The 24,950-nt window shown below is 68.5% G+C and carries 5 protein-coding genes; 4 read left to right on the top strand and 1 reads right to left on the bottom strand.

Features of this window, described 5'->3' with window-relative positions; genetic code table 11:
- The first annotated feature begins 90 nt into the window (after positions 1-90).
- The 4 genes from D779_RS05255 (at position 91) to D779_RS05240 (ending at position 23,513) form a co-directional block, all read left to right on the top strand.
- Complete coding sequence (locus D779_RS05255) at positions 91-13,866, top strand: hybrid non-ribosomal peptide synthetase/type I polyketide synthase (RefSeq protein ID WP_043750513.1); 13,776 nt, start codon at positions 91-93, stop codon at positions 13,864-13,866.
- Between the two features lie 7 nt (positions 13,867-13,873).
- Positions 13,874-15,739 (top strand): asparagine synthase (glutamine-hydrolyzing), encoded by a 1,866-nt coding sequence (asnB, locus tag D779_RS05250; RefSeq protein WP_043750510.1) that lies wholly within the window; start codon positions 13,874-13,876, stop codon positions 15,737-15,739.
- 43 nt (positions 15,740-15,782) lie between these two features.
- Entirely contained in the window at positions 15,783-23,027 is a 7,245-nt protein-coding gene (locus tag D779_RS05245) for a non-ribosomal peptide synthetase (protein ID WP_043750508.1), read from the top strand.
- Between the two features lie 234 nt (positions 23,028-23,261).
- Positions 23,262-23,513: an AbrB/MazE/SpoVT family DNA-binding domain-containing protein gene (locus D779_RS05240; protein ID WP_043750506.1), complete on the top strand. Its 252-nt coding sequence runs from the start codon at positions 23,262-23,264 to the stop codon at positions 23,511-23,513.
- A 135-nt stretch (positions 23,514-23,648) separates the two neighbouring features.
- On the opposite strand, the gene D779_RS22105 is transcribed toward D779_RS05240, so the two are convergent.
- The gene (locus D779_RS22105; protein ID WP_157726322.1) at positions 23,649-24,863 is read right to left on the bottom strand and encodes a hypothetical protein; all 1,215 of its coding nucleotides are present in this window, start codon (positions 24,861-24,863) and stop codon (positions 23,649-23,651) included.
- Positions 24,864-24,950 lie beyond the last annotated feature (87 nt).

The raw sequence follows: 24,950 nt of genomic DNA, 5'->3' as shown, positions 1-24,950 counted from the left end.
CGGATCGTCCGGACTCGCTGAAAACCAGTGTCGGCGGCTCGCAGAGCACAGCCAGATCTTGCTTCGAAAGACTCAGGAGGAGGGACGCAAGTGCTCGAGCCAATCTCGTTTCCCGATGTGCGCGCGGCCTTCCTCGCCCCAGGCCCGCGAGACGGTGCCCTCGTCCGCATCGACGGCAAGGGCGGCGAAACGACCCTGTCGCCCGCCGATCTGCGCGAGGCCGCCACCCGCATCGCCCGACAGCTCGCCCGTGCAGGGATCGGCCGAGGCAACTGCCTGATGCTGGTGATGCGCGACCCGCTGGCCTATGCGACCGGGCTCTGGGGCTGTATCGCGGCGGGCTGCACGGCCGTGCCCATGCCGCCCATGGACAATCCCACCCAGCGCCAGCGCACCCTGGCGGCGGCGGGCGTCATCGGTTCCTGCATCGTGCTGACAGACGATGAGGAGACCAGGTCGGCGCTGGAGGGAACCGAGACCATCGCAGGCGCCTACCGCCTGGCCGGCGACCGTTTCGACCGGATCGCCGAACTGGACGATGCCCCGTCGGCGACGCCCCCGGCGGAACCCGAGATCCATCCGGAAGACATCGCCATCATTCAGTTCTCGTCCGGCTCCACGGCCGCGCCCAAAGGCGTCGAGCTGAGCCACCGCGCGGTGCTGGCACAGATCGATCTGCTGAAACGCCACCTCGCACTGACGGCGGACGACAGATTCCTGAGCTGGATGCCGCTGTCGCACGACTTCGGTCTCTTCCACTTCCATATCCTGCCGCTGCTCGCGGATCTGCCCCAGGTGCTGATGTCGCCCGACGACTTCGCCCGGCGCCCGATCGCCTGGCTGCGGGCGATGGACGCACACCGCACCACGCTCACCGGCGCCCCGAACTTCGCGCTGCAGATGGTGACGAGCCTGATCAAGCCGAAGAGCGCCGCTCAGCTCGATCTGAGCGCCCTGCGCAGCATCAGCAACGGGGCCGAGCCGCTGAACCCCGGAACCATCGCGGCCTTTCTCGACGCGCTCGCACCGAGCGAGCTGAGCCGCATGGCGATCACCCCCGCCTACGGTCTCGCCGAGGCGACCCTGGTCACCACGATCCGCATCCCGGGGGAGCCGCTCGCCGTGGTGGCCGTCGACCGCGACAGCCTCTCGATCGGCTCCAGGGTCGTCGAACGCGAACCCGACGCCCCAGGCGCCGCACACCTCTGCCTTCTGGGACGCGCGGCACAGGGCTTCGAGATGCGCATCCTGGACGACGCGGGAGCCACCCTGCCCGCGGGCACGGTCGGCCGTCTTCAGGTCCGCGGCCCCTCGCTCATGCGGGGCTATGTCAACGACCCCGAGCAGTCGCGCGCGGCCCTGCAGCCGGACGGCTGGCTGGAGACCGGAGACATCGGCTTCATCTGGCGCGAGGAACTGGTCCTGGCGGGCCGGCACAAGGACGTCATCATCGTGGCCGGCCTCAACTATCACCCCTCGGACCTGGAACAGGTGGCCCAGGAGTCCCCTGGGCTCTCGGCCGCCAATCCGGTCGCCATCGTGCAGGCGCGCTGTCCGCACAGCGACGAGATACGGACGCTCTGCTTCGTCCGCTTCCGTGGCACCGCCGAGAAGGCCCGGGCACTGCAGACATCCATCGCCGATCACGTCCTGGCCCGAAGCGGACTGGTACTGGATCGGGTCATCCCGGTGCATCAGCTGCCCCGCACTACCAGCGGCAAGCTGAAACGCTTCGAGCTCGGCCGCGCGTTCGAGGCCGGCGAGCTGGGCGCGGAGGGGAACGCGGGACCGGACGAGAGTCGGTCCGACTCCGCGGCATTCCGCGCGGCGGTCGCGAGCGGCCATGTCTCGGAGGTCGCGCATCGGCTCTGCCGCCTGGCATCCCATCTGAGCGGCACGCCGATCGAACCGGATTCGGGCCTGATGGACCAGGGGCTCGGCTCGCAGCAGGCCGTGGCACTGACCGCGCGGATCGGCGACTGGCTGGGTCGCCGTCTGGATATCGCCGAACTCTTCGACCACCCCACCCCAAACGGGCTCGCACGCGCGCTGATCGCCCGACGCGCCGACGCCGTCCCAACAGAACCGGCCAGATCGACGAAGGACCGGCAGGGCATTGCGGTCGTCGGACTCGGCTGCCGCTTTCCGGGCGCCGAGAACCCCGAGGACTTCTGGGATCTCCTGATCGGCGACCGGGACCCGATCCGCCCCATCCCCGAGGACCGCTGGCCCGCCGCCGCCTGGCCCGAGGAGGGCCCCTGCCCCCCGGCCGCGCTGCTGAACGACATCGACGGCTTCGACTGCACACTGTTCGGGATCGCGCGCGGCGAGGCCGAAGGCATGCAACCCCTGCAACGGCTCCTGCTGCGGGTGATCTGGCAGGCGCTGGAGCACGCAGGTCTCGACCCGGCGGCGCTGCGCGGCCGGCGGGTCGGGCTCTTCATCGGCCTGAGCGAAAGCGGGCTCGGTGCCGGGGACAGACGTCTGATGGACGACGCCGAGCGTCTCGGCGCCTACAGCGTGACCGGACAGGCCGCCAGCATCGCCGTGGGCCGCATCGCCCATCTACTCGACCTCCGAGGCCCCGCCATCGCCGTCGACACGGCCTGCTCCTCGTCCCTGGTCGCACTGGACATGGCTGTGCGCGACCTGCGTCAGGGCGGCTGCGATCTCGCCATCGCGGGCGGGGCCAACCTCATCGTCTCGCCCGAACTGCACGCCGGTCTGGTGCGCATGGGCGTCCTGTCGCCCGACGGCCGCTGCAAGACCTTCGCCGAGGAGGCCGACGGCTATGGCCGCGGCGAGGGCGCCGGGGTGCTGGTGCTGAAGCGGCTCGATGAGGCACGCCGGTTCCAGGACCCGATCTGGGCCGAGATCCTCGGCAGCGCCGTCAATCACGACGGTCAGAGTCAGAGCGTGACGGCGCCGAACGGCACGGCCCAGCGCGATCTGCTGCGGCGCGCCCTGGGCGAGGCCGGGATCGGCGGCAAGGACGTCGACTGGGTCGAGACCCACGGCACCGGGACCCCGCTCGGCGATCCGATCGAGCTGGCCGCGCTGCGCCATGTGCTGCGGCCCGACGGGGGTGAGATGCTGCCCCTGGGCGCGGTCAAGAGCCGGATCGGCCATCTGGAGGCCGCGGCCGGGATCGCCGGCGTCATCAAGGCGATCCTGGCCATGGCCCATGGACGTCTCCCGGCGAACCGGCCGCGCCGGGCGCCGAACAGCCGCTACGACTGGTCGGACAACCCCCTGACCCCGCTGGATCGTCCACTGGACTGGGACGGCGCCAAGCGCAGGATCGCCGGGATCAGCTCCTTCGGCATGAGCGGTACCAACGTGCATGTCCTGATCGGACAGGGACCGGACCAGGAGGCAACCGATCCCCTACCGCACCGCATCCCGGTCCTGCCGCTCTCGGCGCATACCCCGGAGGCGCTCGAACGGCTCCACGGCCTCTGGGTCGCCCGACTGTCCGAGCGTCCGCCCCAGGAATGGCCGTCCCTGTGCGCCGGACAGGCCACCCGGCGCTGGTCCGGCGGCACCCATCGTATGGCCCCGTTGGTCCCGGATTCCGGGCTCGGCTCCCCGCCCCCATCCGGCATCGAGGCCAGGACCGCCGCGCGCATCCTCTTCTGCTTCACGGGTCAGGGGGCCCAATTCCCCTCGATGGGCGCGGAGCTCTTCGCGCAGGAACCCCTGTTCCGCGATGCCCTGGTCGAGGCGTCCGAGGCGGCCGGCCCCATCGCCGGCCGGGACCTGATCGCATGGCTCTACGGTCCGGACCCGGCGGACGCCGTGCGCATGAACCAAACCGATCTCGCCCAGCCGGCGCTGGTGGCCGTGGCGCACGGCCTCATGCGTCTGTGGGCGGACTGGGGAATCCTCCCGGACGCCGTCATCGGCCACAGCGTCGGCGAGATCCCGGCCGCCCTGGCGGCCGGTCAGCTGGATCTGCAGACGGCCATGACCCTGGCGGTCCGGCGCGGCCGGGCGATGCAGCATGCCGCGCCCGAGGGCGCCATGCTGGCACTCCGGGCGGACGAGGACAGGGCGCGGGAACTGCTGCAGGGACTCGACGCGGTCGTGATCGCCGGCTACAACGCACCGGCCTCCCTGACCCTGTCCGGCCCGATCGCGCAGATCGAGATCCTGCTCGCCCGAGCCGAGGCAGCCGGACTGGCCGGACAGCGGCTGCAGGTCACCCGCGCCTTTCATGGACCCTGGATGGACCGCGCCGCGGCGGAGCTCGTCGAGGGTCTGAACCTGCCCGAACGCTCGGGTGCCATCCCCGTCTATTCCACGGCGACCGGCACCGTTCTCGGCAACGCCGAGATGACGCGTCCCGCCTACTGGTCCTCGCAGATGCTCTCGCCGGTCCGCTTCCGGCAGGCCGTGTCGGCCGCCGCCGGGTCGGGCGACCTCATCTGCATCGAGATCGGACCGCGCAACGTACTGGCCAAGCTGGGTCCGGCCTGCGCGCCGGATGCCGCCTGGATCGGCGGCGGCGACCGGCGCGAGGATCTCGCCCATGCCGCCGGTCTGGCCTGGTCACATGGCGCCCCATTGGACTGGCTCCGCTATTTCGGATCGCGCGGTGCGCCGGGCCAGGATCTGCCGCGCCTGCCATTGGCCGAGATCCCCATTCCACGCCGCGCCTGGTCGGGCGCATCGGTCGCGGCCGGGGATCGGGCGTGTCCTCGGCCGGCCACGCCCGCATCGAGCGAAGGGCCCCCGCGCGGCCGTGCCCTGGACGAGATCCTGCGGCCGCTGATCGCCCGCGTCTCGGGCATCGATCCCGGCCGGATCGACCCGGACCGGCCAATGGTGACACTGGGCCTGGACTCTCTGGGCATGGTGCAGATCCAGCGCTCGCTGGCCAAGACCTGCGGCATCGAGATCGAGCTGGCCGCCCTGTTCCAGACGCTCGACACGCCGCGCAAGCTCGCCGATCACATCGATGCACAACGACCGCCACCGGCACCCGAACCCGCGCCGGCCGCGAATCCGACCGGCCCGACACCAGCGCACGCCTCCCCCGACGTCGTCGCCCTGATGCAGGAACAGCTGCGCACCCTGCAGCAGGTCATGGATCGGCAGCTGAGCGTCCTGGGAGCCCAGGCGGGCGCTTCGAACGCATCGGCCCAGCCGCCCCAGACGCCGTCCGTCCGGCCGCCAGCACCGCGTCCGGACGCAGGCGGGATCAAGGGGCTGTTCCGCCGCCCGAACGGCTCGGGGACCGGACTCGACCCGCGACAGCGAGCCCACGTCGCCCGGCTGGCCCGCGACTGGAATACCCGATCCGCCGGGTCCAAAGCCGGGGCCGAGCGCGCCCGCAAGCGGGTCGCCAACAGCCGGGCGGTCTTCGGCTTCGCCCCCGACTACAAGGAGGTGACCTACCCGCTCATGGCCTCGCGCGCCCAGGGATCCCAGGTCTGGGATCTGGACGGCAACGCCTATATCGACGTGACCATGGGATTCGGGGTCTATCTCTTCGGTCACAATCCGGACTTCGTCGCCCGCGCGCTCCGAGACGAGCTCGATCGGGGCGCCCCTCTGGGGCCGGCCTCGCCGCTGGCGGCGGAGGTGGCCGAGCGCATCCATCGGCTCACGGGCGTGGACCGCTGCGCCTTCTTCGCGACGGGCACCGAGGCCGTCATGTGCGCCGTCCGCATCGCCCGCGCCGTCACCGGACGGGATCGCATCGTCCTCTTCAAGGGCGCCTATCACGGCAGCTTCGACGGTGTACTCGCGACCGGCTGGGTCGAGGAGGACGGCAGCCCCCAGTCCGCCCCGCTCACCGACGGCACGCCCCAGGGGATGGTGGATCCGGTGATCGTCCTCGACTATGGCGACATGGCCGGGCTCGACCTCATCGCCCGCCATGCCTCCGAGATCGCGCTGGTCCTGGTGGAGCCGGTGCAGAGCCGCAACCCCGGAAACCTGCCGGTCGATTTCCTGCATGCCCTGCGGTCGCTCACCAGGGAGCGCGACATCCCGCTGCTGTTCGACGAGATCATCTCGGGCTTCCGCTTCGCCCCGGGCGGCATGCAGGCCCTGCTCGGGATCGAGGCGGATCTCGTCACCTACGGCAAGGTGCTCGGCTGCGGCCAGCCGATCGGCGTGCTCGCCGGCGACGCCAGACTGATGGACGCGATCGACGGCGGGGACTGGGCCTACGGCGACGACAGCGGACCGGGCACCCGGACCGCCTTCGTCGCGGGCACCTTCAACGCGCATCCGCTCGGACTGGCCGCGGCGCGCGCCGTGCTGGACCGGCTGATCGAGGACGCGGGCGCCCTGCAGCACACGCTGGCCCGACGCACCGAGGAGATGTGCGTCCAGCTCGACCGCATCTTCGCGGAGGCCGGCGTCCCGGTGCGCATGGAGCGGTTCGGATCCCTGTTCCGCTTCGAGTACGGGCCCGGAATGGAGATCCTCAACACCCATCTGCTGAACGGGGGCATCTTCGTCTGGGAACAGCGCAACTGCTTCCTGTCCACCGCCCACGGCGACGCGGACATCGCCAAGATCATCGAGGCGGCACGGCGCGGGGTCGCCGCGCTGCAGGGGGTCGGCTGGCTCGGCGGGGATCGGACCGCGACGGCCGAGGCCGGTCTGCTCCGGCCCACGGTCAGCGAGACGGCGATGCGGCGTCACGCGGGGGCCGTCCATCCGGGAACCTGGACCGATCTGCTGATTCTGCGTTTCGGCGGCGACCGGCTCGACCCGGATCGCCTGACGCGCGCCTGGTCCGCGCTCTGCCGACGTCACCCCGCCCTGCGGGCCTGTCTGGCGGCCGACGGCACGCGACGCATCGCCGATCGCATGGCGCCGGCCCTGGAACGGACCCGCCTCCCGGCCGAACCCGAGTTTCGCCGGATGCTCGACGACTGGGCGCGGAACGCCCTGGAGCGGCCCTTCCGGCTCGATCGCGCCCCCATCGAACCGGTACTGCTCGAAACGGAGACCGGCGAACAGGCCCTGGCCGTCCGGAGCAGCCACCTGGGCTTCGATGGCTGGTCCGTCGCACTCCTGCTGCGCGAGCTGTTCCAATTGTTCGACGGGATTCCGCTGCCCGACGCCGATTGCTGGGATTCCTATCTGGACTGGGAGGCGCGAGCCGAATTCACCCGTGCCTCCATGCCGGCCCGGCCGATGCGCCTGCCGTGCGACGCCGATCCGGAGGCCGTGACGGGCGCAGGCGGGCGCATCACCCGCACGGACATCGGCGACCTCTTCGCCCGGGTGTCCGAGACGGCGCGGGCCGGGGGGCAGACCCCATTGGTCGGCATGCTGGCCGCCTTCGCGCTCCTGGCCCGCGGACTGACGGGCGAGACGCGCGTGACCGTCGGACTGCCCGTCGCCGGGCAGGCCCTGTCGGGCCATGCCGGCCTGGTCGGCAACCTCTCCTTCATCCGGCCGGTGACCCTGGACATCGAGGACGCGATGACGCTCGCCGAGCTGCGCCGCGTCCTGCATCAGCGGCTCCTGGAGCCCGGATCGCATCCACCGGCCGACGCGATCCCCGAGCGGCATCTGCTCTTCAACCTCGACGGTCCGATCCGGTTCGGGGGCGCCTCGCGCCGGGTGGAGCTGCATTCGGTACCGATCGTCGGGGCGCGGGCGGATCTCTTCGCCAACATCCTGCTGCTCGACGATCAGGTCATCCTGGATTTCGACTGGAGATGCGACCGCTTCTCCGAGGCGCGCGCCCGATCCTGGCTTGCCGCCTTCCTCGAGATCGCCGAGCGCAGCTGCGCGGACGGGACGACCGTGGCCCAGGTGCTCGCGGATCTCGTCCGGCCCGACCCAGAGCCGTCCGCCCGGGAGATCCCCTCCCCGCCCCTAGCGCCCGACCGTCCCCAGACCGAGACCGAAGGGACGCTGGCCGGGCTCTGGCGCGAGATCCTGGGGACGGGCCCCGATCCGAACGCACGGGACTTCTTCGAGCTCGGCGGCGGCAGTCTGCAGGCGGTTCGGCTGGCGGCCCGGATCCGCGAGACATTCGGGGTCGAGCTGCCCCTCTCCCGGATCTTCGGCGCACCGCTCCTGGAGGACATGGCGCGACAGATCGAGACCGCCGGGGCGGACGACAGACAGCTTCTCCCCGTGCGCCCGATCCCGGACCGGATCCCGGCCACGCGACAGCAGCAGCAGCTCTGGCTCCTGGAGCAGATGAGCGAGGCCGGGCCCGCCTACAACCTCTGTCTGCGGCTGAATTTCACCTGTCCGCTCGACCCCGTGGCGCTCGATGCCGCACTGCGCTGGGTCGGCGAACGCCATGCGAGCCTGCGGACCCGACTGGGCATGGACAGCGAGTCCATCCTGCAGTCCGTCGCGACGGAACCGACCGTCTCGCTGAGCGTTCTGGATTCGCCGGGGCCGGAATGGCTCGCGGCCTTCGTCCATGAGCCCTTCGACCTGACGGAAGGTCCGCTATGGCGCGCCGGCCTGGCGTCCCACGGCGAGGGCTGCACCCTGGCCCTGGCCGTCCATCATGCGATCGGCGACGCCTGGTCGATGGAGATCCTGACGCGCGACCTCCTGGGCGCCTATCAGCGCATCCTCGTCGGCCAGGACGGGGCCTCGGCGCCGCTCGGGATCGACTACCCCGACTATGCCCAGGCACTGGCCTCGGACAACGAGCGCCGGAACCGGGACCTCGATCACTGGCGAGACGTCCTGCGGGATGCGCCCGGTCTGACGACCCTCGCTGGCGATGCGCCGAGACCGGCCTCCAAGTCCTTCGCCGGCGATCAGGCCGTCCTGACCCTATCGTCGGCACTGCAGCAGGAAATGCGCGACCTGGCGAGGAGACTGCGCACCAGCCTCTATCAGCTGGTCGTGGCGGCCATCGCCCAGCTCGTCGCCCGGCGTAACGGGACCGGCGATCTGGTGCTCGGCTGCGTCGTCGCCGGCCGCGACTGGCCCGGCCTCGATCGGCCCGTCGGCTTCTTCGCCAATACGCTGCCGCTGCGTCTGGTGCTGCGCGAGGATTGGCGTGCCATGGATCTGGTCGCGGCGGTCCGCGCGGCCCTCATGGACGCCGCCGAACATTCGGGTTGCGGACTGCAGGACATCTGCGCCGCGCTCGGACGGCCACCGGATCCCGCCGCAAACCCGCTGTTCGAGATCTGCGTCACCCACGACGACCGCCGCGGTCTCGCCCAGCTGGGCGCCGAGCTGGGGTTCCGGTTCGCCGAGCCGCCGCTGCCGACCTCGCAGTTCGACCTCTCCTTCTATGTCGTGGAGACGGGCGGCGAGACGCGCCTGGAGCTGAGCTACGCGACGGACATCTTCCAGTCCGACACCATCGACGCGATCCTCGGCGAGATCGAGCAGATTCTGAAGGACCTATGCCGGGACCCCGAGTCGCCGATCGCAACCTGGACAGCGGAGTCCACCTTCCACGAGCCCTCTGCATTGCAGAAACGTCTCTGGTTCGTGGATCAGTTCGAGAATGGCGAGCTCTACGCGACGGCGCCGACCTACTACAACATGGCCGCCGCCTTCGATCTGGAGTCCGGCACGGATCCGCAATGGCTGCAGCATCGATTCGAGGAACTGCTGGCCGAGGTCCCGGAGCTGAAGGCCGCATTCGAGACCCATGAAGGCCATCCAAGAATCACCAGCGCAAGCCGCCGAGTGGCACCCTGCGTCTCCATCTCCGGCGAGGCGATCGATGTACAGATCCGTCGCTTCATCCTCGACCCCTTCGATCTGGAGACCGGCCCACTGTTGCGGATGGCGGTCGTGGACCGCCCAGATGCTCGGCGCGAACTCTTGCTCGTCGGGCATCACATCCTCGTCGACGAGGCATCCCTCGCCTGGATCGCCGATCGTCTGAGGTCCGACGCCGAGATCCCCAGTCACCTCGCGCCCGGCGGGGATCTCCCGACGGATGCGGCGGATCTGCAGCGGGAACGCGATTTCTGGCACGCCTATCTCGGCCCCAATCCGCCACGGCTGCTGCTGCCGGTCGACCGGCCTCGGGCCGCGGTTCATGTCTTCGGCTCGGGCTTCAGCCAGGTGTCGATGACCCCAGCCGAGCTTGCGGGGCTCCAGAGACTCGCGGCCGAGTCGCGGATCGCGCTCGACGACCTGATCCTGGCCGGCTTCGTCGGACTGCTGAGCCGGCTCAGCGGCCAGGAGGAGATCGTGCTCGGACAGACCGTGCCGCGCCGATCCGGAGACCCGGGCGGCCATGCCAATCTGGTCACGCTGCGCATCGCTCTGACCCCGACCCAGATCGCGCGCGAGGCGATCGGTACGATCGCAGGTCACTCGGCCGAGACGCTCGCCCACGCGCGGACCGATTTCGATCGGGTCGTCCTGGACCTGAAGCCGGACAACGACATGAGCCGCACGGCACTGTTCGACGTCCTCTACGTGCGCAGCGCGGAGCCCGTGCCGGGTCGGACCGCGCCCCCCGCCATCGGCTGGGGCAAATACGACCTGACCCTGGCGGCGAATCGGACGGCGGACGGCGGGCTCGACCTGATGCTGGTCTTCAACAGCGAGATGTTCGAGGCCGCGACCCTCGATCATTGGAGCCGGCTCCTGTGCCGACATCTCACGGCCATGTGCGCGCATCCGGACCGTCCCTTCCTGAGCCTGCCCCTGGCGACGGAGACCGAGATCGAACATCTCCTAGACGCCGGCGGACCGCGCCGGACGCAAGAGACCTGGCCATACCCCAGCCTGCCGGACGCGGTCTCCGAGATCGCGCGCCGGATGCCCGAGGCTGTCGCCGTCTCCGACCCGGCCGGCGCGCTCACCTATGCCGAGCTCGAGATCCGGGCGAACGCCCTGGCGCGGACGCTGATCGCCCTCGGCGTGCGGCGCGGAGACCGCGTGGCCCTGATGCTGCCCCGAGATCGCGATACGGTCGTGGCCATGCTGGCGGTGCTTCGTGCCGGGGCGGCCTTCGTGCCGATCGACCCGAGCGCGGCCCCGGAACGGACCTCGCGCATCCTCGACGACGCCGGGGCGGTCTCGGTCATCGTCAAGGGCGACACGGGCGGAGATCGGCTGCCCCCGGACCTGCCCCGCGTGGAGATGACCGGGCTGCCCGAAGCCCCCGTGGACGCGGCCGACTGGCCCGAGCTGCGGCCGAGCGACGCCGCCTACGTCATCTTCACCTCGGGCTCGTCCGGACGGCCCAAGGGGGTCCTGGTCGAGCACCGCAACCTTCTGGCGCTGGTGCTCGGACAGGGCGATCTCTTCCCCATCGCGGCCGGCGACCGCTGGAGCTGGTTCCACTCCCCGGCCTTCGACTTCTCGATCTGGGAGATCTGGGGCGCGCTCCTGACGGGAGGACGGATCGTCGTGATCCCGGAGGCGGCGCGGAACGACTTCGCCCTGCTGCGAGACCATCTGAAGCAGGAGGAGGTGACGGTGCTGAGCCTCACCCCCTCGGCCTTCAAGGTACTCTCGGATCGGGAGATGGACGAACCCCGGGCCGATCTGGCCGTGCGATCCATCTGGTTCGGCGGCGAGGCCCTGACGCCGACCCTGCTCCGTGCCTGGTCCGAACGCTATCCCGGCTGTCGGCTGATCAACCTGTTCGGGATCACGGAGACGAGCGTCCACACGACCTTCCGCCTGCTCGGCGCGGAGGATCTGGACCGTACCGACAGCCCGATCGGACGTCCCCTGCCGAGCTACGGGGTCACGATCCGCGATGCCGAGCTGCGGCCCGTTCCGGCAACCGTGCAGGGCGAGATCCTGGTCTGCGGCTCGGGCGTCGCCCGCGGCTATCTGGGCCGGCCGGATCTGACGGCCGAGCGCTTCGTCGAGGATCCCTATCGCCCCGGGTCCCGTCTCTACCGTTCGGGCGACCTGGGCCGCTACGACCTCGCGGGCGAGCTGACCTATCTCGGCCGGGCCGACAGCCAGGTCAAGATCCGGGGCTTCCGTATCGAGCTGGGCGAGATCGAAACGGCGCTGACCGGATTTCCGGGCATCCGCAAGGCCGTGGTGGGGACGCGGGAGACCGCCGGGGACGAGCGGGAGCTCGCCGCCTGGACGATCGCCGACACGCCGCCGGACGCGGATCGGCTCAGCGCCCATCTGGCCCGGGTCCTTCCCGCCTACATGATCCCCAGTCATCTCTATCTGGTGGACCGGATCCCCCTGACCTCGAACGGCAAGGCCGATCTGCGCGCGCTCGCGGGCCTGTGCGAGCACCGGATCGGCGCCCCGAGCGACGACGACGCCCCACGCCCAGGTCTCGAGACGGAGATCGCCGCCATCCTCTGCGAGCTCCTGGGACGCGCGGAGATGCCGCGCAGCGCCAGCTTCTTCGCCCTGGGCGGCCACAGCCTCATGGCGAACCAGGCGGTCCTGCGATTGAGGAAACGCCTGGGCCTGCAACTGACCCTGCGCGATTTCTTCACCGCCCAGACGGTCGCCGCCCTCGCCGCCTCGGGAGTGGATCGGCAGGGCGTCGAGACCGCCGGCATCGCGCGTATCCCGGATGCGGACAGCTATCCGCTCTCGTCCGCGCAGCGGCGTCTGTTCGCGATCCAGACCGCGCGCCCGGAGAGCTCGGCCTACAACATGGTCGGAGGCTTCATCGTCCTCGGTGCCCTGGATACCGACGCACTTGCCGCCGCGTTCGCCGATCTCGCAGACCGTCACGAGATCCTGCGGACCCGGTTCCTGATGCTGGCCGGCGAGGCCCGGCAACGGGTCGATCCCCCGGGCCGGACGGTCGCGATCGAGGTGACCCGCGACGACGACGCGGCGGACGAGCAAACGGTCATCGATCGCGCCCTGGACGCGGAGTTCGCGCATGTCTTCAAACTTGCCCTGGGCCCGCTGTTCCGGGTCCGCCTGACGGCCCTGGGTCCGGAGCGCTGGCTCATGGTGCTCAACCTCCATCACATCGTCTCGGACGGATGGTCGGTGCCCATCATGATCTCGGACCTGTCGCGCTGCTACGCCGCCCGCGCCGCCGGCGGCCCGCCGCCGCTCGCACCCCTGGCGATCCAGTATCGCGATTTCGCCCACTGGCAGCAGTCGATGTGCACCGGACCAGCGGCCGAGGAGGCACTGGCGCATTGGCGTTCGCGACTGACGGGTGGCGCACGGCTCCGGACCGCACTGCCCACGGACGCGGCGCGCCCCAGGACCCGCGCCGGACGCGGGGCCATCGCCCGCCGGCTGCTCGACGAGGGGCGCAGCCGCGCATTGCGCGACGCCCTGGCGCGATCGGGTCTGACCCTCTTCTCGCTCTTCGCGTCCATGCTCCACATCCTGCTGACGCTGCGCGCCGAGGACGGAGACGCGACCGTCATCGGCACGGCGGACGCCGGCCGGGATGCACTGGAGACCGAGGATCAGCTCGGCTTCTATCTCAACCTGCTGCCCCATGTCCTGAACGGCTCGGCGGATCGGTCCATCCAGGACTGGGCCGAGCTCGGCCGCGACGAGACCATCGCCATGCTGGCGCACAAGTCCTATCCCTTCGACCGTATGCTGGACGAGCTGGCGATCGACACCCCGTCCGGCCACAGCCCCGTCTTCGACATCCTGCTGCTGGTGCAGAACAATGCCGACCCGCAGTCGCGGCTCGGCGATCTGGAGCTGCGGATGCTGCCGGACCAGAGCCGCACCGCGCGCTACGATCTGATCCTCATGGTGGAGGACCGGCCCGCGATCGAGCTCCTGCTCGAATACGACACCGATCTCTTCCGCCTTCAGACGGTCGAATGGCTCCTCGCGGATCTGGTATCGCTGCTCGATGCCTTCGTGGCGTCGCCGGATCTCTCGCCGATCCAGGTGCTGGCGCGGACCGAGACGGCCTCCGATCCCAACCTCGGCCTGCTGGACCTGGCCGACCCGCTTCTGGAGGTCTGAACGGGCCATGTGCGGCATCGCCGGAATCTATGAGCACGGGGGGCTCGGCCCGGAGGCGCGGACCATCCTCGAATCCATGATGGCGCGGATCCTCCATCGCGGCCCCGACGAAGCGGGCCTGTCGGTCGGCGACAAGGCGGCCCTGGGCTGTCGGCGCCTGGCCATCGTCGACATCGCGGACGGGCACCAGCCCATGTACGCCGATGGCGGACGCATCGTCTCCGTCGCCAATGCCGAGATCTACAACCATCGGGAGCTGCGCGCCGAGCTGCGGCTCGACGGGGCCGAACTCTCGACGCACTGCGACGTGGAGGTCTTGCCCCATCTCTATCGGCGCGACGGGCTCCAGCTCGCCGAGCGCCTGAACGGACAGTTCGCCTTCGCCGTCTACGACGCCCCCCGCGACCGTCTGGTGCTCGGACGCGACCAGACCGGGATCGCCCCCCTGTTCTGGACCCGAACCGCGCGTGGCATCGCCTTCGGCTCCGAGATCAAGGCCCTGCTGGCGCACCCCGAGGTCGAGCGCCGGCTGGATCCGGCGGGACTGGACCAGATCCTGACATTCCCCGGACTGGTGAGCCCGCGCACCCTGTTCGCGGGAATCCATGCGCTCGCGCCCGGACACCTGCTGGTGGTCGAGGGCGACCGCTGCCGCGAGATCCGCTATTGGGACTACGATTTCCCGACCCGCGCCGATTCCGCCGCCACCGAGGCCGACGAGGCCGAGCTGATCGACGCGCTCGACGCCGCCCTGACCCAGGCGGTGCGCCGCCGGCTGATGGCGGACGTACCCGTGGGTCTCTATGTCAGCGGCGGACTGGACTCCTCGCTGATCGCCGCCCTCACCCACGCGATCGATCCCGAGCAGACCCGACACAGCTTCTCGATCACCTTCGACCGCCCCGAGATCGACGAACGACGCTGGCAGGCGCTCATGGTGGATCGTCTGGGCAGCGTCCATCACGCGGTCGAATTCGACGAGGACGAGGTGCTCTCGAGTCTCCGGGACGTGGTCTGGGCCGGCGAGACCGCCCTCAAGGAGAGCTACAACGCCTGTACCCTGGCGCTGGCCAGACTGGTGCGCCGAGAGGACATGCGGGTCGTGCTGACCGGTGAAGGGGCCGACGAGCTGTTCGGGGGCTATGTCGGATATCGGCTCGACCAGGCGCGGTCGGACGGCGGGGGATTCGATCTGGAGGCCCTGCTGGAGGAGGAGACCCGCGCCCGGCTCTGGGGCGACGGCGGCTTCTTCTACGAACGCGACTACTCGGCCAATGCCGAGCTGACCCAGGCTCTGCTCTCGCCCGATCTGGCGGCGCGCCGCCCCGGCTTCTCGGCGCTCGCCGCCCCGCCGGTGGATCTCGGACAGCTGGCCGGGCGCTCGGACTTCCACAAACGCTCCTATCTGGATCTCAAGCTGCGTCTGCCGGACCATCTTCTGGCGGACCACTCGGACCGGGTCGCCTACGCCGCGAGCGTCGAGGCCCGCTATCCATTCCTGGATCCGGACGTAATCGACGTCGCCCGCCGCATCCCGCCGGAGCTGATGGTGCGCGGAGGCGAGGAGAAATATCTGCTCAAGGCCCTCGCGCGCCGGTATCTGCCCGCCGAGCTGGTCGCGCGGCGCAAGTTCAGCTTCGTCGCCCAGGGCAGCCCGCAACTGCTGCGCAGGGGCCAGGACTGGATCCTGGACCTGCTCTCGCCCGAGACCGTCGCGCGGCGCGGCGTCTTCGATCCCGCAGCCGTGGCGCGGCTGCGGGCGCAATACGAGAAACCTGGATTCGACATCAGCCAGACCTACGAGGACGACTATCTCATGATCGTCCTGACCACGGAGCTGCTGATGGACATGTTCGATCTCTCTTCACCGTGACAGACCGCTCGATCGAGGCGGCACAAGCGACCTGGGGACACGCATGACGATGCTCGATTACAGGACAGCCATTCTGCAGGCGGCGACCGATCACAGTACCGACATCGCGGTCGCGGATGCGGTGCGCTCACTTACCTATGCCGAGCTCGCCGGGCTCGCCGGCGGTCTCGCCGAGGCGCTGCGCCGGATCCCGAAGCCGTCGCAGGGACCCGCCATCGCCGCGATCCTCTGCCGGTCCGGCAGCGCGCAGGTCGCCGCGACGCTCGGGACCGCCGCGTCCGGACTCGCCTTCATGCCGATCGACCCGGACCTTCCGCCCGCCCGCATCCGGGCCATGCTGGAGAAGGCCCGTCCATTCGTCCTGGTCCATGTCGGCGCCACCGGGGAGGCGGCCGGATCCCTGGCCCCCGAGATCCCGAGCATCGACCTGGAGACCCTGACGCCCGAGACGCTCCAAGTCGATACCCTGGCCCCCAATGCAGCCAGCTACCTCATGTTCACCTCGGGCTCCACCGGGGTTCCCAAGGGGATCCTGGGGCGCCACAAGAGCCTCGACCACTTCCTCCGGTGGCAACGCGCGACCTTCGAGCTGACCGCCGACACCATCACCGCCCAGCTCGCGCCCGTGACCTTCGATGTCAGTCTGCGCGATATCCTGCTGCCGCTGACGCTTGGCGGCCAAGTCACCATCCCCCCGCGCGAGACGATCGCCGATCCGCCCGCCCTGCTGCGCTGGATCGAGGCCCGGGGCGTGACCCTGCTGCATTGCGTTCCCAGCCTCCTGCGTCTGCTCGCCCAGGCGCGTGCCGCGCAGCCCGAGCCCGAGCGCGCCTCACTGGAGCGGCTGACCATGCTCTTCCTGGCCGGGGAGCCGCTGTTCGGACGCGATCTCATGGACTGGCGGGCGGTCGCCGGGCGCGAGCAGCGCATCGTCAACCTCTACGGCCCCTCGGAAACGACCCTGGCCAAGCTCTACGAGGAGATCGATGCAGGAACGCCGATCGCGGACGGCATCCTGCCCGTCGGACGCTGTCTGCCCGACACGGCGGCATTGGTGCTCAAACCGGACCGCCCGGCCCTGACCGGCGAGATCGGCGAGATCTGCATCCGCACCGCCTTCCCCTCCCTGGGCTACGTCAACGACCCCGAGGCGACGCGCGAGGTCTTCCAGAAGAACCCCTTCGGCGAGCAGCAGAACGACCTCATCTACCGCAGCGGCGACCTGGGCCGCATGCTGCCCGACGGACGACTGGAATGTCTCGGCCGCCGCGACGCCCAGGTCAAGATCGCCGGCAACCGGGTGGAGGCGGGCGAGGTCGAGCTGGCCCTGCGCACGGCGCCAGGCATCGATCTCTGCGCCATGGTCGTGGATCGCGAGGATCCGGCCGATCCCTTCCTGATCGCCTATCTCGTCGGCCCAGGCAGCCGCGACGCCGATCGGCTGCGGGCGCATCTGGCCAGCCTGCTGCCGGCCTACATGACGCCCAGATTCATGGTGCCGCTCGACGAGCTGCCGCTGCTGATGAACGGCAAGGTCGACAAGCGCTCGCTGCCGCGGCCCGATGCGCTGGTCCACGGGGCCGCCGGCCCGGTCGCCGCGGCGAACCCGACCGAGGCCCTGCTGGAGGGGCTGTGGCGCAAGGTCCTCAAGGTCGAGCGGATCGGCGTCGAAACCCCCTTCGCCGATCTCGGAGGCGACTCGCTGAAGGCCATCAAGCTGGTCGGCGAGATCTTCCGCGCCACCGGACAGGATCTCAAGATCGCCGACTTCTTCGAGGCCCGGACCATCCGCCGACTGGCCGAGCTCATGGGCCCCGGAGAGACCTCGGCGGCCCCGGCCGGGATCCCTCAGGCCGTGCCGGCACCCCAGGACCCCTTATCCGACACCCAGGAACAGCTGTGGGCCATGCACCGGATCGGCATGAGCCCGGTCGCCTACAATCTCTGCTACGGCTTCCGCGCCGGACCCGGACTGGATCTCGACCGGCTCGAACGGGCCTTCCAGTCGGTGATGGAGTCCTACGACATCCTGCGCACACGTATCCTCGAGATCGACTCCGTCCCCTGCCAGAGGGTGGACCGGAACCTGGAATTCCGGATCGAGCGCCGCGTCCTGGCCGATGCGTCGGATGTCGAGACGCTGGCGGAGAGTCTCCTGATCGAGGAACGGGAACGCCCCTTCGACCTGAGCCAGCCGCCGCTCCTGCGCCTCGTCGCGGCGGCCGCCGCGTCCGGCGCCGAGACGATCCTGGTCGTCACCTTCCATCACGCCGTCTGCGACGGCGAATCGCTCGACATCTTCGTCCAGCGGCTCGGCGATGCCTACGCCACGGATGGCCCGACGCCGGCGCCCCGGCTCCAGTACCGCGATGTGGTCGCCTGGCAGGCCGAGCGTCTGCGTAGCGAGACGGCCCAAGGGCTCGACGACTATTGGCGGAGGGTCCTGAGCAGGGCACCCGAATCGGTCGAGCTCCCGGAGGCCAAGGCACGCCCGGCCCGCCAGGCATTCGAGGGCCGCACGCTCCACCAGGAGCTGCCGCCCGCACTCGCCGACACCCTGTCCGCCCTGGCCCAGGCACGCGGCACCAGCCTCTTCGCCCTGCTGCTGTCCGGTCTGGCGATCGCCATGGAACAGCGCTCCTGCCAGTCCGACATGGTGATCGGGACGCCCGTCCTGGGCCGCAACCATCCCGACCTGGACAATCAGATCGGCTTCTTCGCCAACACGTTGCCGTTGCGCCTGCGTCTCCACGACCAGGAGACGGTCGCCGAGCTGATCGATCGCACGACGCGCGACCTGAGAGAGGCGCTCGACCATCAGGAGTGGCCCTTCCAGCGCATGATCGCGGGTCAGGGCCGGGCGCGGGACCTCTCCCGCAATCCCATCTGCAACCTGCTGCTGGTCTTCTACGACGCCGATCGCCCCGAGCTGCAGCTGCCCGGCGTCGCGCTGTCCCCCCTGGGCCGCGACACCGAATGGCGCTTCAGCCGCTTCGACCTCGTCTTCCATGTCACCCACGACCGCCGGCGCGGCGCCTTCACCCTGGCATTGAACTACGACACCGCCCTGTTCGACGCCGAACAGGTGGTGCGCATCGCCCGCCATTACGGGGCGATCCTGGAGCAGCTCATGCCCGGTTGCGAGTCGCCCGTCGCGGATCTGACACCCTATGACGCCGACCAGGCCGCGCTCGTGGCCCGGCTGGACCGAAGCCATCAGGGGCGCCCGGCCCGGAGCCTGACCCGGATCTTCTCGGACGTCGTCGAGGAGCGCGCGGACCGCATCGCGGTCTCGGACGAGACCGGCAGCCTGACCTATGCCGAGCTGGACCGGCTCGGCAACGGCATTGCGCACGACCTGATCGCGCGCGGTCTGCAGCCCGAGGAGGCGGTCGCCGTGCTCGGCGTCCGCTCGATCCTAGGGATCGCCGGGATCCTGGGAATCCTCAAGGCCGGCGGGGCCTATGTGGCGCTCGACGAGCGCTGGCCGCGGACCCGGATCGAGGCGACCCTGGACTGGGCCGAGATCCGCCATGTGCTGACCGCTCTGCCGATGGCCGAGCTGCCCGCCTCGCGGACCCGGATCGATCCGGGCCAGATCGCCCCGGTCCGGGATGCCGTGGATCGGGCGCGCCCCGAGGGGCTGGCCTACATCCTTTTCACCTCCGGATCGACCGGCGAACCCAAGGGCGTGCTGATCGAGCACGCGGGCGTCGCCAATATGATCCGCGAGCAGATCGAGACCTTCGGGATGACGGAGAACAGCCGTGTGCTGCAATTCGCCGCCCCCGTCTTCGACGCCTCCATCTCCGAGATCTTCACCGCGCTCCTGTCCGGGGGACGGCTGGCGATCCCCTCGCAGGCGACGGTCGAGCATCCATCCGAGCTGCGCCATTTCATGGAGCGGACGCGCGTGAGCGTCGCGACCCTGCCGCCGAGCTACCTCGCCGTCATCGGGGACCATCTGCCCGACAGCCTCGCAACCCTGGTCTCGGCCGGAGAACCGGCGCGCGTCGAGGACGCCCGCCGCTTCGGCGCCAGACTGCGTCTCTTCAATGCCTACGGTCCCGCCGAGAACTCGGTGTGCTCGACCATCTTCCGGACGCGGCCCGAGACGCCTGGGCCCCGAATCCCGATCGGCCGCCCCATCGCGGGCTGCGGTCTCGCCATTCGCGACCCCAAGGACCGTCCCTGCCCGATCGGGGTGCCCGGCGAGATCCGTCTCCATGGCCTGGGGCTGGCCCGGGGCTATCTGAAGCGCCCCGACCTGACGGCCGCCGCCTTCACGAAGGGGCCGGACGGTGCCGATACACGGGTCTATCGCACCGGGGACATGGGGATCCTGCGCGACGACGGCGAGCTCCTCTTCGCCGGACGCAACGATGGCCAGATCAAGGTCGCCGGTCAGCGCCTGGAGCTCGACGAGGTCGCCGAGACCCTGAGGGGGGCGCCCGAGGTCGCCGAGGCGGTCGTGACCCCATTGGGCGACGAGGGCCGCTATACCTCGGTCGGCGCCTGGATCCTGCGCCGGCCCGGAAAGGTCGGCGTCTGGCCGTCCATCGCCGAGCTCTTCGTCTACGACGACATCCTCTATTCGGCCATGGCCACCGACCGCGGCCGCAACCTCCGCTATATGGAGGGATTCCGCCGCTATCTGCCGGGCAAGACCGTGCTCGAGGTCGGCCCGGGACCCTATGCGGTCCTCTCGCGCATGGCCGTCGAGGCGGGGGCGCGATACGTCTACGCCATCGAGATCAATCCCGAGATCGCCGACCGGGCGCGCGCGACGGTCTCCGAGCTGGGACTGGAGGAGCGCATCCGCATCGTTACGGGCGACGCCTCCAGCATCCAACTGCCGGAGAAGGTCGACTGGTGCATCTCGGAGATCGTGGGTTCGATCGGCGGCTCGGAAGGCGCGGCGGTCATCCTGAAGGCGGCCCGGACACTGCTGAAGTCGCCGGAGAACATGCTGCCGCGCCGCACCGAGACCCGCATCGCCGCCCTGGAGCTGCCGGCCGACGAAATCGAGCCCGGGTTCTCGCCACTGGCGGCGCGCTACGTCACGAGGATCTTCGAGCAGCGGGGACGGCCCTTCGATCTACGCCTCTGCCTCCGGCGTCTCGACCGCGAACGCCTGCTGACCGGATCCGACGTCTTCGAACGTCTCGACTTCACGCGGGACTGGCCGCTGGAGGACCGCCACCGGATCGCGCTGGAGGCGCTGCGCGACGGCCGCTTCACCGGCTTCCTGCTATGGCTGACCCTGGATGTCGGGGCGAACCGCGAGGTGGACATCCTCCAGACGACATCGAGCTGGCTGCCGATCTACGTTCCCATCTCGCTGGAGGGATTCGCGCTCAGGACGGGGGACCGGATCGAGGGAACCCTGACCCGCACCCTGGATACCGACGGACTGCACCCGAACTTCCATCTCTCCGCCGCGATCCTGCGCGAGGGCGAGCCGATCCAGGCGTTCGAGGTGGCGATGCCCCACACGGCAGGGGACCTTGGCGGCAATCCGCTGCGCGACCATCTATTCGACGACCAGGGCGCGCCGCGCGAGGTTGAAGACAGCTTCCTGGAGGATGTCAGGGCCCATGCGCTCCGGCATCTACCGCGCTATGCCGTGCCCAGTCTGCTGCGCGAGATCGAGACCCTGCCGCGCACGGTCAGCGGCAAGCTGGCCCGGGACGAGCTGCCCGATCTGGTCCCCACGGCGACCGAGCGGCACGACGAGGAACCGGGCGAGGTCACGGAGACCGCGCGGACGATCGCCCGAGTCTTCGCCGAGATCCTCGGACAGACAGGGATCGATCCGCATCGCTCGTTCTTCGGGCTCGGCGGGGATTCGATCGCGGCCATTCGTGCGGTCGGCGCCCTCGGTAAACTGGGGATCGGCATCACGGCGACCGATATCTTCCAGTACCAGTCCGCCGTCGCGCTCGCCGCTCACGCACGCGACGCGAGCCCGAGCCTGGCCGAGGCGCAGACTGGCCCGGCCGCCCTGCACCCGATTCAGCACTGGTTCCTGTCGCGCTGCGACGGCGGCCCCATCGGGCGCTTCAACCAGTCGATCCTCGTCGATCTGCCCGAATCCTCGACACCGGACCGCGTCGAACGCGCGCTGGCCGCGCTGACGGCGCGTCATCCGGCACTGAGCTTCCGGCTGGATCGGCAGCAGGCACGGCTCGAACCATCCGGGACGCCGTGCGCCCTGGAGCAGCACGATCTCCGCACCCATGGGGCAAGGGAGGCGGAAGCCTATCTCGAACGGCTCGCCGAGCAGGTGCATTCCGGTTTCGATCCCGAGACCGGACGCCTCCTCGCCGCCCATCTCCTGCGCCTGTCTTCGGGCGACCGTCTCTTCCTCGCCGCGCACCACCTGGCCGTCGATCTCCTGTCCTGGCGGATCCTCCTGGACGATCTCGCGGCACTGCTCGAAGAACCGGAGACCGCCCTGCCCTCGCCCGCGACCAGCTATGGCGCCTTGACCGCCGCGCTGGCCAGGGAGGCCCAATCGCCGACCACGGTCTCCGAGCGGCACTACTGGAGCCGGGTCGCGGCCGTCTGCAGGACCCTCGGTCTGCCGATCAAACCGAACGGCAGCGCGCGCAACGCGACGCACCGCTTCGAGATGACGCTGATCCATGACCAGCTGAGCCCGGATCTCCTGGGGCGCGGGAACGGACGCGAGCCGCTCGCCAGCGGACTGCTGCTGGCAATGGCCGAGGCGGCCCAAGAGGTGTTCGGCTGGCCCGAGAGCGTCATCGACGTCGAGACCCATGGACGCGACCTGCCGGCGCACCTGCCCGCCGCCGGAGACCTCGTCGGCTGGCTCACCCGCATCACGCCGGTCCATGTGACCGCCGGATCCCGGGAGGATCCACTCGCGGCACTACCACGGGGCGGTCTGGGACATGCGCTACTGGCCTGGATGCGCGAGGACGGACGGGATCTGCGCGACGCACAGGCACCCTTGGCGCTCAATTATCTGGGAGATCTGTCCGGCGATGGCCCGGCGGATCGGCTGCGGGTGGACTGGAACGGCCTGGGCAACCCGATCGACCCGAGTTTCCGGACCGGACACGCCCTCGCCTTGCTCGCCCATCGGGTCGCGGAGGGTCTCTACCTGTCGGTCACGGCGGACCTCGCCCTCATCGACGAGGAGCAGGGACAGCACTTCGTCGAGGCGCTGCGCCATGCGCTCGATCGATCCAGCGGCATACGCCACGCGCATCGGGCGAGCGAACTCGATATGGACGATCTGGCGGATCGGCTTGGTTTGTGACGGGATCAGAAGCACCGATCGATCAATCCTTACCGTGAAACGGCCGACTCGTAGGTTGGGCCGAGGTACGAGGCCCAACAAGACGTCACACGTTGGGCCTCCTTTCGTCGGCCCAACCTACCGCCCGTTTCATCTTTCGAGGCGGCCGTCCGCCATGTGCGTCAGCCGGATTCCGAAAAGCCGGACTTTGGCCTAATCTGCAAGCTAAGGGTTTAATTTGCATAGGTATCGAGCATGGAACTGGTGAAGCTCGGAGCGAAGGGCCAAGTGACCATTCCGCAGGCGATTCTTCGCTCGGTTGGCCTGACCCGGGATGCCCCCCTGCTGGTTGAGACGACACCAGAGGGCGCGATCCTGCTGCGGCCGGCGGCGGTCTACCCCATCGAGATCTACTCCGGGGAGCGTGTCGAAGAGTTCGAGCGAGAGAATTCGGTCCCCAACGAGCTGCAGGTGCGGATCCGCGCCTCTCTAGATCGGGGCGATTGATTTGCGGTTGTTCCTCGACGCCAACATCCTGTTCAGCGCAGCCTACCGCGATGGCAGCCCTGCGCTGCTGCTCTTCGAGCTGGCTTCAGCGGGCCGATGCCGTCTGGTGACCTCGGCATTCGCCTGGGACGAGGCTTATATTAACTCTGTAGTTTGGTCGCCTGATGAAACATAAGCGAGATTAACTGGCGCATCCAGTTCATATGCTGCTACTCGCGCAACGTCATCTATCGACCTTTCCAAGAACTCCGGTTCCAATTCATTGCGAATAGCGCCACGAACTTCACTGAATTCGATCCCGTTCAGACTTTGACTAAAAACAATTTCTATTTCTTGTTGCTCTAACGCTTCTGCAACAGAAAGATTACTTACCGCAGTGCCATACTGCTGAAGCATCCCAACGCAGAGTAGGATTAGCAAGGGTTTCGCGACCAGCCCAAAATCGATGTCGAACCCTCCATAGTTGGATCGAATATGTCTAATAATTCTACTTGCAACGTTTCCGCCCAATTCAATATAAGCACCCTTTCCAACATCTAGAGCATAGCCAGGTACCTTTGTTGCCCAATCATCGTCAGACAGCATCATGACCTTGATGTCAGTACGCCATGCTTTAGGGAAATCAAACTCGGCTACTGCGTTTTCCCAAAGAGTTTGAAATCTACCCTCAATTTTTCCACCAACGATCCATTCCTTACTATGCACCCGTACATCAAGCTCGCTTAATCGACCAAATACTCTTGGGTCCATTTCACGGACTGGTGCCAGCGTTTTTTCCTGATAATTTAAGCGCCAGTCGGATTGAGCCGCTACCTCCTCTGAATATTCTCGACATTTTTTGGCTCGCTCTAATGCCTCTTCAAAGTAAGATTCGATTTGGGATAAACAAAAACACAAACTGAATAAATTGGCCACAACAGGATATTGGTTCTTATATTTTTTGGCTTTTCCGTATTCGACTGCTTTCGACAGCAGTTCTGCTGCTTCGCTATAACGCCATTGCAAAATAAGGAATTGCGCCTCAAGAGCAAGAATCGAGGGATGCTCCTCATTAGGAGGGTTATCTTCACCAAAACCTTTTGCTTTGCGACTATCTTTTAGGGATTGCAAGAGCGCCAACCCATCCATGAGATCATCCTCTTCATAAAACTTGTCTCTGCGTATGTGTTTAGCAAGAAAGTTACCCACGTCCCTGAGAATTGTCTTTTGCTCGTTTGGTTTTTCCTTCTTATTTGCAGCTTTAATTGTCCGTTCGAATTCTCCCCCCCCATTCAACTGAGAGATCAGTGAGAAGCCTTTTGTATTCGCGATCCACATTCTTAAGCAGAGGGCCAAGTAATGTATCAGCACTTATCATCTTATTTCCTCTTAAGCTTGAGTTTTGATTGGGATAACGACCAAGCTCAGCCGACGAGAAACCGTACATACGTTGAGTGA

Origin of the sequence: Imhoffiella purpurea (assembly GCF_000585215.1) — a bacterium.
GTDB classification, from domain to species: Bacteria; Pseudomonadota; Gammaproteobacteria; order Chromatiales; family Chromatiaceae; genus Imhoffiella; species Imhoffiella purpurea.
This window is presented reverse-complemented; position numbering and strand designations above follow the sequence as displayed.

Excerpts from the sequence above, each read along its gene's own strand:
- D779_RS05245 (WP_043750508.1), top strand. The coding sequence starts at position 15,783 with ATGACGATGCTCGATTACAGGACAGCCATTCTGCAGGCGGCGACCGAT.
- D779_RS05240 (WP_043750506.1), top strand. The coding sequence starts at position 23,262 with ATGGAACTGGTGAAGCTCGGAGCGAAGGGCCAAGTGACCATTCCGCAG.
- asnB (WP_043750510.1), top strand. The coding sequence starts at position 13,874 with ATGTGCGGCATCGCCGGAATCTATGAGCACGGGGGGCTCGGCCCGGAG.